The sequence below is a fragment of the Enterobacter asburiae genome, assembly GCF_007035645.1.
Classification (GTDB): Bacteria; Pseudomonadota; Gammaproteobacteria; order Enterobacterales; family Enterobacteriaceae; genus Enterobacter; species Enterobacter asburiae_B.
The window spans coordinates 1,994,743-2,007,918 of the sequence record NZ_AP019632.1 but is presented as its reverse complement, the minus strand read 5'-3'; the positions used below and the strand labels follow the sequence as shown (position 1 = coordinate 2,007,918).

11 protein-coding genes are annotated in these 13,176 nt (G+C 54.3%); 9 read left to right on the top strand and 2 right to left on the bottom strand.

Features of this window, described 5'->3' with window-relative positions; translation table 11 throughout:
• Positions 1-66: 66 nt before the first annotated feature.
• The 6 genes from sapA (at position 67) to FOY96_RS09490 (ending at position 6,449) form a co-directional block, all read left to right on the top strand.
• Positions 67-1,707: an ABC transporter substrate-binding protein SapA gene (gene sapA / locus FOY96_RS09515; protein WP_143346897.1), complete on the top strand. Its 1,641-nt coding sequence runs from the start codon at positions 67-69 to the stop codon at positions 1,705-1,707.
• A complete protein-coding gene (gene sapB / locus FOY96_RS09510) occupies positions 1,704-2,669 on the top strand; it encodes a putrescine export ABC transporter permease SapB (RefSeq protein WP_023312049.1) in 966 nt (321 codons plus the stop codon). Before sapA ends, sapB begins: the two co-directional genes overlap by 4 nt.
• Complete coding sequence (sapC, locus tag FOY96_RS09505; RefSeq protein WP_032656751.1) at positions 2,656-3,546, top strand: putrescine export ABC transporter permease SapC; 891 nt, start codon at positions 2,656-2,658, stop codon at positions 3,544-3,546. Before sapB ends, sapC begins: the two co-directional genes overlap by 14 nt.
• Entirely contained in the window at positions 3,546-4,538 is a 993-nt protein-coding gene (sapD, locus tag FOY96_RS09500; RefSeq protein WP_033145732.1) for a putrescine export ABC transporter ATP-binding protein SapD, read from the top strand. The genes sapC and sapD overlap by 1 nt, the downstream gene beginning before the upstream one ends.
• A 1-nt stretch (position 4,539) precedes the next feature.
• Positions 4,540-5,346, top strand: coding sequence for a putrescine export ABC transporter ATP-binding protein SapF (sapF, locus tag FOY96_RS09495; protein WP_023312051.1), 807 nt, complete (start codon positions 4,540-4,542; stop codon positions 5,344-5,346).
• 161 nt (positions 5,347-5,507) lie between these two features.
• Positions 5,508-6,449 carry an ATP-grasp fold amidoligase family protein gene (locus FOY96_RS09490; protein ID WP_143346896.1) on the top strand — a complete coding sequence of 314 codons (942 nt, stop codon included), beginning with the start codon at positions 5,508-5,510 and terminating at the stop codon, positions 6,447-6,449.
• Here FOY96_RS09490 and FOY96_RS09485 read toward each other — a convergent pair.
• The gene (locus FOY96_RS09485) at positions 6,430-7,494 is read right to left on the bottom strand and encodes an ATP-binding protein (protein ID WP_143346895.1); all 1,065 of its coding nucleotides are present in this window, start codon (positions 7,492-7,494) and stop codon (positions 6,430-6,432) included. The genes FOY96_RS09490 and FOY96_RS09485 overlap by 20 nt on opposite strands.
• Positions 7,491-8,195, bottom strand: a complete 705-nt coding sequence (locus FOY96_RS09480; RefSeq protein WP_143346894.1) for a response regulator — start codon at positions 8,193-8,195, stop codon at positions 7,491-7,493. Before FOY96_RS09480 ends, FOY96_RS09485 begins: the two co-directional genes overlap by 4 nt.
• A gap of 247 nt (positions 8,196-8,442) precedes the next feature.
• Between FOY96_RS09480 and crrC the strand changes: the two genes are divergently transcribed.
• The 3 genes from crrC (at position 8,443) to FOY96_RS09465 (ending at position 12,985) form a co-directional block, all read left to right on the top strand.
• The gene (crrC, locus tag FOY96_RS09475) at positions 8,443-8,853 is read left to right on the top strand and encodes a colistin resistant protein CrrC (RefSeq protein ID WP_143346893.1); all 411 of its coding nucleotides are present in this window, start codon (positions 8,443-8,445) and stop codon (positions 8,851-8,853) included.
• Positions 8,854-8,976: 123 nt separating this feature from the next.
• Positions 8,977-9,885, top strand: a complete 909-nt coding sequence (locus tag FOY96_RS09470) for an ABC transporter six-transmembrane domain-containing protein (protein ID WP_063441951.1) — start codon at positions 8,977-8,979, stop codon at positions 9,883-9,885.
• A 4-nt stretch (positions 9,886-9,889) separates the two neighbouring features.
• Positions 9,890-12,985 (top strand): multidrug efflux RND transporter permease subunit, encoded by a 3,096-nt coding sequence (locus FOY96_RS09465; protein ID WP_143346892.1) that lies wholly within the window; start codon positions 9,890-9,892, stop codon positions 12,983-12,985.
• The last annotated feature ends 191 nt before the right edge of the window (positions 12,986-13,176 follow it).

Genomic DNA, 13,176 nt, shown 5'->3' with positions numbered 1-13,176 from the left:
ACATTTTTACGAAGCAGGCGTAAGTGCGATACACTTTGCAGATCGAACCTAAAAACCTTAAAAATTATGCGTCTGGTTTTATCGTCCTTTTTAGCACTCGGTCTGTTTAGCAGCCTGGCCTTTGCCGCGCCCGGGCAAACTCCCCAGCCTGACATTCGTGACAGCGGCTTTGTCTATTGCGTAAGCGGCCAGGTGGATACCTTCAACCCGCAAAAAGCGGGCAGCGGCCTGATCGTGGATACCCTGGCCGCGCAGCTTTACGACCGTCTGCTTGATGTTGACCCATACACCTACCGTCTGGTGCCTGAGCTGGCGGAAAGCTGGGAAGTGCTGGATAACGGCGCAACGTACCGTTTTAACCTGCGCGATGACGTCGCGTTTCAGCGCACGCCTTGGTTTACCCCCACGCGCAGGCTGAACGCAGATGACGTGGTCTTTACCTTCCAGCGCATCTTTAACCGCAACCACCCGTGGCATAACGTTAACGGGGATAATTTCCCCTATTTCGACAGCCTGCAGTTTGCTGATACCGTCAAGAGCGTGCGCAAGCTGGACAACCGGACGGTTGAATTTACGCTGACGCGCCCGGATGCCTCCTTCCTCTGGCATCTGGCGACCCACTATGCGTCAGTCATGTCTGCTGAATACGCGGCGACCCTGACGAAAAAAGATCGTCAGGAGTTACTCGATCGTCAGCCGGTCGGCACCGGTCCGTTCCAGCTCGCTGAATACCGCGCCGGGCAGTATATTCGTCTGCAGCGTCATGAGCATTTCTGGCGCGGCACCCCGCTGATGCCGCAGGTGGTGGTCGATCTCGGTTCAGGTGGAACGGGACGTCTGTCGAAACTGCTCACCGGGGAGTGCGACGTGCTCGCCTGGCCCGCGGCCAGCCAGCTCACCATTTTGCGTGACGATCCGCGCCTGCGCCTGACGTTACGCCCCGGCATGAATATCGCTTATCTGGCCTTTAACACGGATAAGCCGCCGTTGAATAACCCTGCCGTACGCCACGCTCTGGCGCTGGCGATTAACAACCAGCGTTTGATGCAGTCGATCTACTACGGCACGGCGGAAACCGCCGCCTCAATTTTACCGCGCGCCTCGTGGGCCTATGACGGTGAAGCTAAAATTACGGAATACAATCCGGCAAAAGCGCGTGAACAGCTGAAGGCGCTGGGGGCGGAAAACCTCACGCTGCAGCTTTGGGTGCCAACCAGCTCCCAGGCGTGGAACCCGAGCCCGCTTAAGACCGCCGAACTGCTGCAGGCAGATATGGCGCAGGTGGGCGTCAAAGTGATCATCGTACCGGTTGAGGGCCGTTTCCAGGAGGCGCGCCTGATGGACATGAATCATGATTTAACCCTGACCGGCTGGGCGACCGACAGTAACGATCCGGACAGTTTCTTCCGGCCGCTCCTGAGCTGTGCGGCGATAAATTCGCAGACCAACTACGCCCACTGGTGTAACCGGGAGTTTGACGCCGTGCTGCAAAAAGCGCTGGCTTCCCAGCAGCTGGCCTCACGCATCGACGCCTATGATGAAGCGCAGAAGATCCTTGCCCAGGAACTGCCGGTGCTGCCGCTGGCCTCTTCCCTGCGTCTTCAGGCCTATCGTTACGATATTAAAGGCCTGGTGCTGAGTCCGTTCGGCAACGCCTCGTTCGCCGGCGTGTCGCGTGAAAAAGAACAAGAGGTGAAAAAACCATGATTATTTTTACCTTACGTCGGCTCCTTTTGCTGCTGGTGACGCTCTTTTTCCTGAACTTTGTCGGCTTCAGCCTGAGCTATTTCACGCCCCACGCCCCGCTCCAGGGGTCGTCGCTGTGGGATGCCTGGCTGTTCTGGTTTAACGGGCTGCTGCACTGGGATTTCGGCGTGTCCAGCATTAACGGGCAGCTGATTTCTCAGCAGCTGAAAGAGGTTTTCCCGGCCACGATGGAGCTGTGTATTCTGGCCTTCGGCTTTGCCCTGATGGTCGGGATCCCCGTGGGCATGCTGGCCGGGATCTATCGCAATAAATGGCAGGATAAGTTTATCAGCGCCCTCGCCCTGTTCGGCTTCTCCATCCCGGTATTCTGGCTGGCGCTGCTGCTGACGCTGTTCTTCTCGCTGACGATGGGCTGGCTGCCGGTTTCAGGTCGTTTTGACCTGCTCTATACGGTTAAAACGGTGACGGGTTTTGCCATCATTGATGCGTGGCTGTCCGATTCGGTGTGGCGCCATGAGATGATCGTCAGCGCCGTGCGCCATATGGTATTGCCGGTTCTGACGCTGGCGGTTGCGCCAACAACCGAAGTGATCCGCCTGATGCGCCTGAGCACTATCGAGGTGTTTGACCAGAACTACGTCAAAGCCGCGGCCACGCGCGGGTTGTCACGCCTGACCATACTGCGCCGCAACGTCCTGCACAACGCGCTGCCGCCGGTTATTCCGCGTCTGGGATTACAGTTTTCCACCATGCTGACGCTGGCGATGATTACCGAGATGGTCTTTAGCTGGCCAGGCCTGGGGCGATGGCTGATTAACGCCATCCGCCAGCAGGACTACGCCGCTATTTCTGCGGGCGTGATGGTGATTGGTTCGCTGGTGATTATTGTTAACGTGTTGTCCGATATTCTGGGTGCCATGGCTAACCCATTGAAGCATAAGGAATGGTATGCCTTACGATAGCGTATACAGTGAAAAGCGCACGCCCGGCGTGCTGCGTACCGTGTGGCGTAAATTCTATGGTGACACCACGGCGATGATCGGCCTTTACGGCTGCGCCGGACTGGTGTTGCTTTGCGTCTTTGGCTCGTGGTTTGCGCCGTACGGCATCGACCAGCAGTTCCTTGGCTATCAGCTGCTGCCACCGTCCTGGTCGCGCTACGGTGAAGTCTCTTTCTTCCTGGGAACGGACGACCTCGGACGTGACGTGTTGAGCCGCCTGTTGAGCGGTGCAGCCCCGACGGTGGGCGGCGCATTTGTGGTGACGCTCGCGGCTACGATCTGCGGGCTGGCGCTCGGTATTTTTGCGGGATCCACCCATGGCCTGCGTTCGGCGGTCCTTAACCACATTCTGGATACGCTGCTGTCGATTCCGTCCCTGCTGCTGGCAATCATTGTTGTTGCCTTTGCCGGTCCGCACCTGTCGCATGCCATGTTCGCCGTCTGGCTGGCTATCCTGCCCCGCATCGTGCGCTCGGTTTACAGCATGGTGCATGATGAGCTGGAAAAAGAGTACGTCGTCGCCGCGCGTCTGGACGGCGCGACGACCTTCAACATTCTGTGGTTTGCCGTGCTGCCCAACATCGCCGCCGGGCTGGTCACAGAGATCACCCGCGCCCTGTCGATGGCGATTCTGGACATCGCGGCGCTCGGCTTTCTCGACCTCGGTGCACAGCTGCCGTCGCCCGAATGGGGTGCAATGCTCGGCGACGCGCTGGAGTTGATCTACGTGGCACCCTGGACGGTCATGCTGCCGGGGGCGGCCATTATGGTGAGCGTGCTGCTTATCAACCTGCTGGGCGACGGTATTCGCCGTGCAATTAACGCGGGGGTGCAATAATGCCGCTTCTTGATATTCGCAACCTCACCATCGAATTCAAAACCGGTGAAGGCTGGGTTAAAGCCGTCGATCGCATCAGTATCACCCTTGCAGAGGGTGAAATACGCGGGCTGGTGGGGGAATCCGGCTCGGGAAAAAGCCTGATTGCCAAGGCTATCTGCGGCGTGGCGAAAGACAACTGGCGCGTGACGGCAGACCGTATGCGTTTTGACGATATCGATCTGCTGCGTCTCTCCCCCCGCGAGCGGAGAAAGCTTGTCGGGCATAACGTCTCGATGATTTTCCAGGAGCCGCAGTCCTGTCTCGACCCGTCCGAACGCGTGGGTAAACAGCTCATGCAGAACATTCCCGGCTGGACCTATAAAGGCCGCTGGTGGCAACGCGTTGGCTGGCGCAAGCGCCGCGCCATCGAGCTTTTACACCGCGTCGGGATCAAAGATCACAAAGACGCGATGCGCAGCTTCCCTTATGAGCTGACCGACGGCGAATGTCAGAAAGTGATGATTGCCATCGCGCTGGCAAATCAGCCGCGTTTGCTGATTGCGGATGAGCCCACCAACGCGATGGAACCCACCACGCAGGCGCAAATTTTCCGCCTGCTGTCGCGTCTCAACCAGAATAACAACACCACCATTTTGCTGATCAGCCATGACCTGCAAATGCTCAGCAAATGGGCGGATAAAATTGACGTCATGTACTGCGGGCAAACGGTCGAAACCGCGCCGAGTGAAGATCTGATCGGCGCGCCGCATCATCCGTATACGCAGGCGCTTATCCGCGCCATTCCGGATTTTGGCAGCGCGATGCCGCATAAGAGCCGCCTGAATACCCTGCCGGGGGCGATTCCGCTGCTGGAATCCCTGCCGATAGGCTGTCGTCTGGGGCCAAGGTGCCCATATGCTCAGCGTAAATGTATCGAGACGCCACGCCTGACCGGGGCCAAGAATCATCTGTACGCCTGTCATTTCCCGCTGAACATGGAGAGAGAGTGAAATGGTCGAAACCTTACTGGAAGTTCGCAACCTGAGTAAGACCTTTCGCTACCGTACGGGGCTGTTTCATCGTCAAACTGTCGACGCGGTGAAGCCGCTGAGCTTTACGCTGCGTGAAAAACAGACCCTGGCGATCATCGGCGAGAACGGTTCCGGGAAATCCACCTTGGCGAAAATGCTCGCCGGCATGGTTGAACCGACTGCAGGCGAAGTGTTGATTGACGATCATCCTCTGACGTTCGGCGATTACTCTTTCCGCAGCCAGCGCATCCGCATGATTTTCCAGGATCCCTCGACCTCGCTTAACCCGCGCCAGCGCATTTCGCAGATCCTCGATTTTCCGCTGCGTCTGAACACCGACCTGGAGCCGGAGGCGCGCCGTAAGCGCGTATTTGAAACCCTGCGTATGGTTGGGCTGTTGCCGGATCACGAAAGCTACTACCCGCATATGCTGGCCCCCGGCCAGAAACAGCGTCTGGGCCTGGCGCGTGCGTTGATTTTGCGGCCAAAAGTGATCATTGCGGATGAAGCGCTTGCCTCGCTGGATATGTCGATGCGCTCGCAGCTGATTAACCTGATGCTGGAATTGCAGGAAAAACAGGGGATCTCGTATATCTACGTCACCCAGCATCTGGGAATGATGAAGCACATCAGCGATCAGGTGATGGTCATGCACCAGGGCGAAGTTGTCGAGCGCGGCAGCACGGCGGATGTGATGGCCTCCCCGCTTCATGAGCTGACAAAACGACTGATTGCCGGTCATTTTGGTGAAGCATTGACCGCCGATGCGTGGAGAAAAGACCGCTAAGCGCGACGCTCAACACAAATTGCCCCACTAAATTAAGGATTAAATAGCCTGCGTGCGCTATTTAATCCTTTAATTTTTCGTCTCCATCCCTGCTCCATATTTTAAGCAATATCAATCAACAGTTCTTCTCCAGAATATCCGGACATTACGGAGGAGAAGAAATGAACACCGCCACTTACGTTTTAAAATACACAGAGTATCTCATCAGAAAATGCCGCTCATTTTTAATGACGGACCTGCATTTTCATACCGTGAGGCTTAAGAAAACAACTGGGGAAACCCCTGACATTAACTCGCCCACGACGTTGAGTGAAAAAATATGCCATCGGCTGGTCTATGACCATAATAACTTCTACACGATGCTTGCCGATAAACTCGCCGTTCGGGCATACGTTTCCTCCAGAACAACGCGCGTGAAAACGGTGCCATTAATTGGCGTTTATACCCGGCCGTCGCAGATTGATTTTTCAGTTCTTCCTGACAAATTCGTCCTTAAGTGCAACCATGACAGCGGCAGCACAATAATATGTACAAACAAAGCGCAATTTAATGAAAAAGAAGCGTGTAAAAAGCTGAGCCTCGCGTTAAAGAAAAATCTTTACTACACCACGCGCGAATGGCAGTACAAAAACATTACGCCGAGTATACTTTGCGAGCCGTTTATCGATCTCTTCGACGACGCTGACAGGAATACAACGCCCGAAATGCTGAGGATCCATTGTTTTCACGGCGTTGCCCACTATGTAGAAGCGGATTTTACGGATGATAACGGCAAAGGGTTTATCAACGTTTATGACAGGTACTGGAACTTACAACCCTTCCGGATGGAATATCCAAATACTTCAGCAGAACCATGCGAACCGCTCTTATTCCGCCAGGCTTTGTTGGCCTCCCAGGAGCTGGCGGATGGAATTGACTACTGCCGCGTTGACCTTATGCTAAAAAAAGATGAAATCTATTTCAGCGAAATAACCTTAAGCCCGAGACGCGGTAAGCTGACGATTACCCCGCAGGAGTGGGATGCTAAGTTAGGAAAAATATGGCATTTATCGCCGGCAGGCACATTTGACCTGCCGCTGAAGCTCACGAGTCGGGCCAGGTGAGTTTAAATATCGAGTGGTTTTGCGTCGATAAGGTATAGGTAACATCGCCACCATGAGCCAGCATGATGGCTTTTACCACCGACAAGCCCAAACCACAGCCTTCCGGGTTCACATGTCTGGCGCCATTATCGCGCTGAAAGGGCTGAAACAGGAAATCATGAAACTCTCTGGGGATGCCCGGTCCCCCGTCCTGAATAAGGATAAAATTGCCTTTATCAGAAACGCCATTTTTCACGATGAGCGTGCGCGAGGTTGAATAGTGTAAGGCATTATCAAATAAAACGGTCAAACACTGATTGATGCGCAATGGATCGAATACGCACTGCTGCTCCCTCAGGTCTGTATTGACGGTAAAAGCCTTACGGCTGAACTCGGGCATGAACGTATCGAGTGCGTTCTGTATTGTCCCTTTTAGATCCGTTCTTGACTGGCATAACGTGTATCCCGCCCCGCCATCCGAACTGATAACCCGGAGATCTTCAATCAGGCGGGTTAACCCTTCCGTCTGTTTGAGAAGATTATTAAACAGCACCGGATCCGGGGTAAAAACGCCGTCAACCAACCCCTGAAGCCGTCCGCGTAAGATCGTGACCGGGGTTCTCAGCTCATGCGCAATAGCGGCATTCCAGGATTTTCTCTGAATATCCAGCGTCTGTAATTTTTCCGCCATTTCATTGAAATCCGTCACCAGGTGATTGATCTCACCCAGCCGGGAACTGGCGCAGAATGCCCGGGCATCCAGATCGCCCTGAGAAATCTTTTTCAGGCTGGACGCTACCGCGTTTAGCGGGGTGAGGATCCGCGATGACAGTTTGACCGTGAAAAAGAGGGCAATAATCATACTGATCGTAGTCGCGGTCCCAATCCATACCCAGTCCCACATCGTCATCTGCTCGTCATCGCCCGCAGCAGGGCCGCCCGGGAGTTGATCCAGAATAAAGGAGTAAAAAAACCAGGAGCCGAGTATGGCGATGGCAATGATCGTAAACGTCAGCAACAGCATATACGTTAAGATCTGACGGCTCAGAACAGACTCTTTGTTCATTTCTTTTCCCCAAGCCGGTAGCCCATGCCTCTGATGCTCTCGGGAACACCATAGAGGCCGGCAAGCTCCAGTTTTTTACGCAACTTGCTCATATGGCTGTCGACCGTTCTGTCGAGCGTATCCCCTTCCGGCAGACACGCGTTGAGCAGCTCTTCGCGGGAGCAGACCTTTCGCGGATATCTCACCAGGTATGTGAGCAATTTAAATTCGGTCGTCGTTAATACCGGGGAGACAACCTCTGCGCCCACGGTGACTTCCACGTAGAAGTCATCCGGATAGACCGTAATAAAGGGCGTTCTGAGCGGCTGGGAACCCGCCTGCTGAAGCGCGGGTTTTGTCCTGCGCAGCACCGCCTCAACCCGGGCGACAACTTCAGAAGGGTTGAAAGGTTTGATCACGTAATCATCCGCGCCCAGCCTCAGCCCCATGAGCTTATCGACATCCTGATCGAGAGCGGAAACCATAATGACGGGGACAGCACTTTCCTGACGAAGCGTGGTAAGTACGCTCCAGCCGTCACATACGGGCAGGTGAATGTCCAGCAATATGAGATCCGGTTTATGGAGGCGATCGAGCGCTATGGCCTGTTCGCCCTGCCTGGCTCGGAGCGTTTTCATTCCCGAACGCTCCAGGTAGCTCATCAGTATATCGGCGATTTCGTCTTCATCTTCAACAACAAGGATCAGCGTATTTTTGTGCATTTTATCTCCGCGGGTGAAATCCCTTTGAGCTCGCTATTAGATATCTTTAGCACAATAAGACACAGCCTCCGCGAAAAAGTGCCGTGGTCACGAAAATTTCCCGGTTGATTTAAATGCCCGGTTATTTCTCCATACAGCCTACACATTCCGTCAATAATGACTCGACAATGCCCGTTCAAAATCGCTATTGAGACAAAACTCTTTTTACATTTAGCGTTGCACATTATCCCTGTTACTTAAAGATTTTATGAAGTTGGCTGAAATAATGAACATGGAACTTTCTAAATATTTCTCTCCTAAAAAACTGGGCTTATATTCCCTGTTCCTGCTGCTGTCCTGGGGATTACTTTATATCTGGCTGATGCTGGTACACAAAATGGATGAAAAAGTCGCCTCAACGCTGCTCTCTTCACCCATTATCTATGGCTGCATCGCATTGTCGGTTGTCTCTCTGATAATCCAGAATAAAGCCGGCGCGTTGACTGAGCTACTCGTCGTCGCCTTCTGGCTGTTGGTGATTTTTGTTTATCTCATTATTACGTTCACCGTGTTGTTAAACGCGATGCCCGATATCGAGGATCTGGTCTTTTACTACGAGTGTTATTTGATCATTTTTTTTGGTGGAGCCCCGCTGTACCTTATTATGAGAATGATTTGAGCCGTTGCTCCACATAGCCTCCACAAACCGCCCATTTCCGCTAAACAGGCGCGCGGTAGACTCTCCCTCACGCTATTTTGCACAAAAATAACTCACCTAAGAATCTGATAAAACTTATCCATAATGATGAACCGTAATAATCTTCGTTCTTCTGAACCTGCCGGAGTGATGCACTCGCTAAAAAAACTCGCGATACGGCACCGGAAAAAACTGGTTGTCACTTTTTTCCTGGTGGTGGCCGAAAACGTGACGTTTTTACTTTATCCCGTTCTGGCTGGCATCGCGATAAATGCCATCCTCGCCGGTGAAACGCTTAACGCCGCGCTGTATGGCCTGATGGTGCTTTGCATGTGGTTCATCGGTGCGGCCAGACGAAGCGTAGACACGCGCACGTTTGCACGCATTTATGCCGGACTCGCGGTTTCCGTCGTCCTGGCACAGCGCAAATATCAGCTTAACCATTCGGCGATCGCCGCCAGGGTAACGCTCTCGCGCGAATATGTGGATTTCTTTGAAATGCACCTTCCCCTGCTTATTACCTCGCTGAGCTCACTTTTTGGTGCCGCAATCATGTTGCTGTTTATTGAATTTTGGGCCGGCGTCATGTGCTTTGCGATTGTATTTATCCTGCTCGGATTTGTCTCAGGATATGCCCGTAAAAATGAATGGCTGTTCATGCGCCTGAATAATCGGCTGGAAAAAGAAGTGGATTATGTCCATAAGGCGGGCACGGCTACCCTTCACCGCCATTACTCCACGCTGGCGCGTTTGCGTATCGCATTATCTGACCGCGAGGCGTGGGGTTATTTGTGGGTCGGCGTGCTTGTTGCCGCGCTTTTTACGCTGACCATCGTCTGGATGACGCGCTCAACCGGCATCACCGCCGGACATATTTACTCGGTGATGACCTACATGTGGATGTTCGCGACGAGCCTCGATGACGCGCCGCAGCTTCTTGAGAAATTTTCGCAGCTCAGGGATATCGGCAAGCGCGTATCCACTGATGATGAAATTCACGTAACCGGACGTTAATTTAATGCCGCATTTTTTTATCGAACGCCCCGTTTTCGCCTGGGTAGTGGCGCTTTTTATCGTTCTGGCAGGGCTCCTGTCTATTCCCCGTTTGCCGGTTGCGCAGTATCCGGCGGTGGCGCCGCCTGGAATCATTATTTCCGTCAGTTACCCCGGGGCCAGCCCCGATATCATGAACACGTCGGTGGTATCGTTAATCGAGCGCGAAATCTCCGGCGTAGATAATTTGCTCTACTTTGAATCATCCAGTGACACAACCGGTTCGGCATCGATTACCGTCACCTTTAAACCGGGCACGGACATCAAGCTGGCGCAGATGGATCTGCAGAATCAGATTAAGATCGTCGAGCCTCGTCTGCCTCAGGCGGTAAGGCAAAACGGCATCAACGTCGAGGCCGCTAACTCTGGCTTTTTAATGATGGTGGGGCTGAAGTCGGCGACGGGTCAATTTGAGGAAGCCGATTTAAGCGACTATTTTGCCAGAAACGTCAGTGACGAGCTTCGTCGCGTGCCCGGCGTAGGGAAAGTTCAGCTGTTTGGCGGCGAAAAAGCGCTGCGCATCTGGTTGGATCCCATGAAGCTCCACGGCTACGGGCTTTCGGTAAGCGATGTTCTTACCGCCGTTGGCCAGCAAAATGCCCTGGTTTCGCCCGGCAAAACGGGAGATGAGCCAGCCTCTGCAGGACAAGGGGTGACGTATCCCATCACCGTGAAGGGACAGCTCTCCTCGGTTGAGGCGTTCAGGAATATCACCCTGAAATCTGACGCATCCGGTGCCCGCCTGAAATTGTCCGACATTGCGCGGATTGAATCTGGCCTGCAAAGCTACGCTTTTGGTATCCGTGAAAATGGCGTGCCCGCAACGGCGGCGGCAATTCAGCTCTCGCCTGGCGCGAATGCGATGAGCACGGCTTCCGGCGTACGGGTGCGCATCGACGAACTTTCCCGGGTGTTACCCGAAGGAATGGCATTTACGATCCCCTTCGACACCGCGCCGTTTGTAAAACTTTCTATCATGAAAGTTGTTCAGACATTTGTGGAAGCGATGGTCCTCGTCTTCCTGGTTATGCTGCTGTTTCTGCACAAGATACGCTGTACGCTTATCCCGGCGATTGTTGCTCCCGTCGCGCTTCTTGGCACCTTCACGGTGATGCTATTGAGCGGCTACTCCATCAATATTCTGACGATGTTCGGCATGGTGCTGGCAATAGGGATTATCGTTGATGATGCCATCGTGGTCGTGGAGAACGTTGAACGACTGATGGAGGAAAAAAGCCTGTCTCCGCGTGACGCCACGCGGCAAGCCATGCAGGAAATCACCCCGGCGATTATTGGCATCACGCTGGTGCTGACCGCCGTCTTTATCCCCATGGGGTTTGCGGAAGGATCCGTCGGGATTATCTACCGACAATTTTGTATTTCCATGGCGGTCTCCATACTGCTGTCCGCGTTTCTTGCCCTGACGCTGACGCCTGCCCTGTGCGCAACGTTACTCAAGCCGCATAAGCCAGGAAAGAGCGGAGGCGGAAGATTCGCGGTCGGGTTTAACGCGCGCTTTCGTTCGCTCACCGCCAGTTACGAAGCCGGGCTGGGTGCCGTTCTGAAGCGAACCGGGCGTATGCTGCTCCTGTACGCTGCGCTTTGTGCTGCGCTGTTTTTGGGATTGTCTTCGTTACCGTCGTCCTTTCTGCCGGACGAAGATCAGGGCTACTTTATGTCCTCAATCCAGCTGCCTTCAGATGCCACGATGCAGCGTACCCTCAACGTGGTTAAAAAATTTGAAGAGGAAATTGCGGCCCGGCCGGATATTGAAAGCAACATTATGATCCTGGGGTTTGGATTTTCAGGTTCAGGACCTAACTCGGCTATGGCCTTCACCACGCTGAAGGACTGGAAAGATCGGCAGGGCTCGACGGCCCAGGGGGAAGCCGACCGGATACAGGCCAGCATGGCAAACGTCTCTGATGCCGTCACGATGAGCCTGCTCCCGCCGGCCATTTCGGATATGGGCACCTCGTCGGGCTTCACCTGGTACGTGCAGGACAGAGCGGGACTGGGCTACGAGGCGTTAAAGCGCGCTGCCGACGCTCTGGTCCTGCAGGCCAACCAGCGCCCTGAACTGAGTGACGTGTATATAGACGGTCTGCCGGAAGGAACAAGCCTTGCGCTCCAGGTGGACAGAGAAAAGGCGGAAGCGATGGGCGTCGCATTTGATGAAATCAACCAGACGCTCTCCGTCACCCTGGGCTCAAATTACGTCAATGACTATACGAACAACGGCCGCGTCCAGCAGGTGATTATTCAGGCCGATGCGCCTTACCGAATGCAGCCTGAGCAGATACTGACATTATCAGTGAAAAACCGGATGGGACAGATGGTGCCGGTATCGACGTTTGCCACGCTTTCCTGGCACGTTGCGCCCCAGCAGTTGACGCGTTATCAGGGATATTCGGCTATTCGCATTACCGGAAATGCGGCGCCGGGAGAGTCCAGCGGCACCGCAATGAAGGTTATGGAGAGTTTGTCCAGAGATTTACCTCAGGGCATGGCTGGCGAGTGGGCAGGCAGTTCATTGCAGGAGAGAAAATCGGAATCTCAGCTTCCGGGCCTTATCGTCCTGTCGATACTGGTCGTGTTTATGGTGCTAGCCGCCCTGTATGAGAGCTGGTCTATTCCATTTGCGGTCATGCTGGTCGTTCCGCTGGGTCTTATCGGCGCGGTGATCGCGGTGTCCGTTGCCGGCATGACGAATGACGTTTTCTTCAAGGTCGGCCTGATTACGCTTATCGGCCTGTCGGCCAAGAACGCCATTCTGATTGTTGAATTTGCGAGGCAGCTCCATCGCCAGGGTCAGCCCCTGCTGGCGGCAACCATTCATGCCGCCGGCCAGCGCCTGCGCCCTATTCTGATGACGTCGTTAGCCTTCACCTTAGGGGTTGTTCCGTTGATGCTGGCCAATGGTGCGAGCGACAGTACGCAGCATGCCATCGGTACCGGCGTATTTGGCGGCATGATTAGCGGTACGCTTCTCGCCATTTTCTTCGTACCGGTTTTCTTTATCGTCATCGCGCGCTTCATCGACAATCTCAGGAAAGCGTGAATACCCTCGCGGGATCGCGCTTCCTCGCTGGTTGGATGAGGTGAACCTGTTGCCGGGTGATATACTGGACGAATGCTGAAATTTTGAGCCCCCGCGAGTCCGCGGCGCATTCTTCGGGGCAGGCGTCTTCGGAGAACAGCGAGAAATATCGTGACACAAGGGGCTGTGAGTGGGCTATAATTTCGAGCTAA

Excerpts from the sequence above, each read along its gene's own strand:
- sapA (WP_143346897.1), top strand. The coding sequence starts at position 67 with ATGCGTCTGGTTTTATCGTCCTTTTTAGCACTCGGTCTGTTTAGCAGC.
- sapB (WP_023312049.1), top strand. The coding sequence starts at position 1,704 with ATGATTATTTTTACCTTACGTCGGCTCCTTTTGCTGCTGGTGACGCTC.
- sapC (WP_032656751.1), top strand. The coding sequence starts at position 2,656 with ATGCCTTACGATAGCGTATACAGTGAAAAGCGCACGCCCGGCGTGCTG.
- sapD (WP_033145732.1), top strand. The coding sequence starts at position 3,546 with ATGCCGCTTCTTGATATTCGCAACCTCACCATCGAATTCAAAACCGGT.
- sapF (WP_023312051.1), top strand. The coding sequence starts at position 4,540 with ATGGTCGAAACCTTACTGGAAGTTCGCAACCTGAGTAAGACCTTTCGC.
- FOY96_RS09490 (WP_143346896.1), top strand. The coding sequence starts at position 5,508 with ATGAACACCGCCACTTACGTTTTAAAATACACAGAGTATCTCATCAGA.
- FOY96_RS09485 (WP_143346895.1), bottom strand. The coding sequence starts at position 7,494 with ATGAACAAAGAGTCTGTTCTGAGCCGTCAGATCTTAACGTATATGCTG.
- FOY96_RS09480 (WP_143346894.1), bottom strand. The coding sequence starts at position 8,195 with ATGCACAAAAATACGCTGATCCTTGTTGTTGAAGATGAAGACGAAATC.
- crrC (WP_143346893.1), top strand. The coding sequence starts at position 8,443 with ATGAAGTTGGCTGAAATAATGAACATGGAACTTTCTAAATATTTCTCT.
- FOY96_RS09470 (WP_063441951.1), top strand. The coding sequence starts at position 8,977 with ATGATGAACCGTAATAATCTTCGTTCTTCTGAACCTGCCGGAGTGATG.
- FOY96_RS09465 (WP_143346892.1), top strand. The coding sequence starts at position 9,890 with ATGCCGCATTTTTTTATCGAACGCCCCGTTTTCGCCTGGGTAGTGGCG.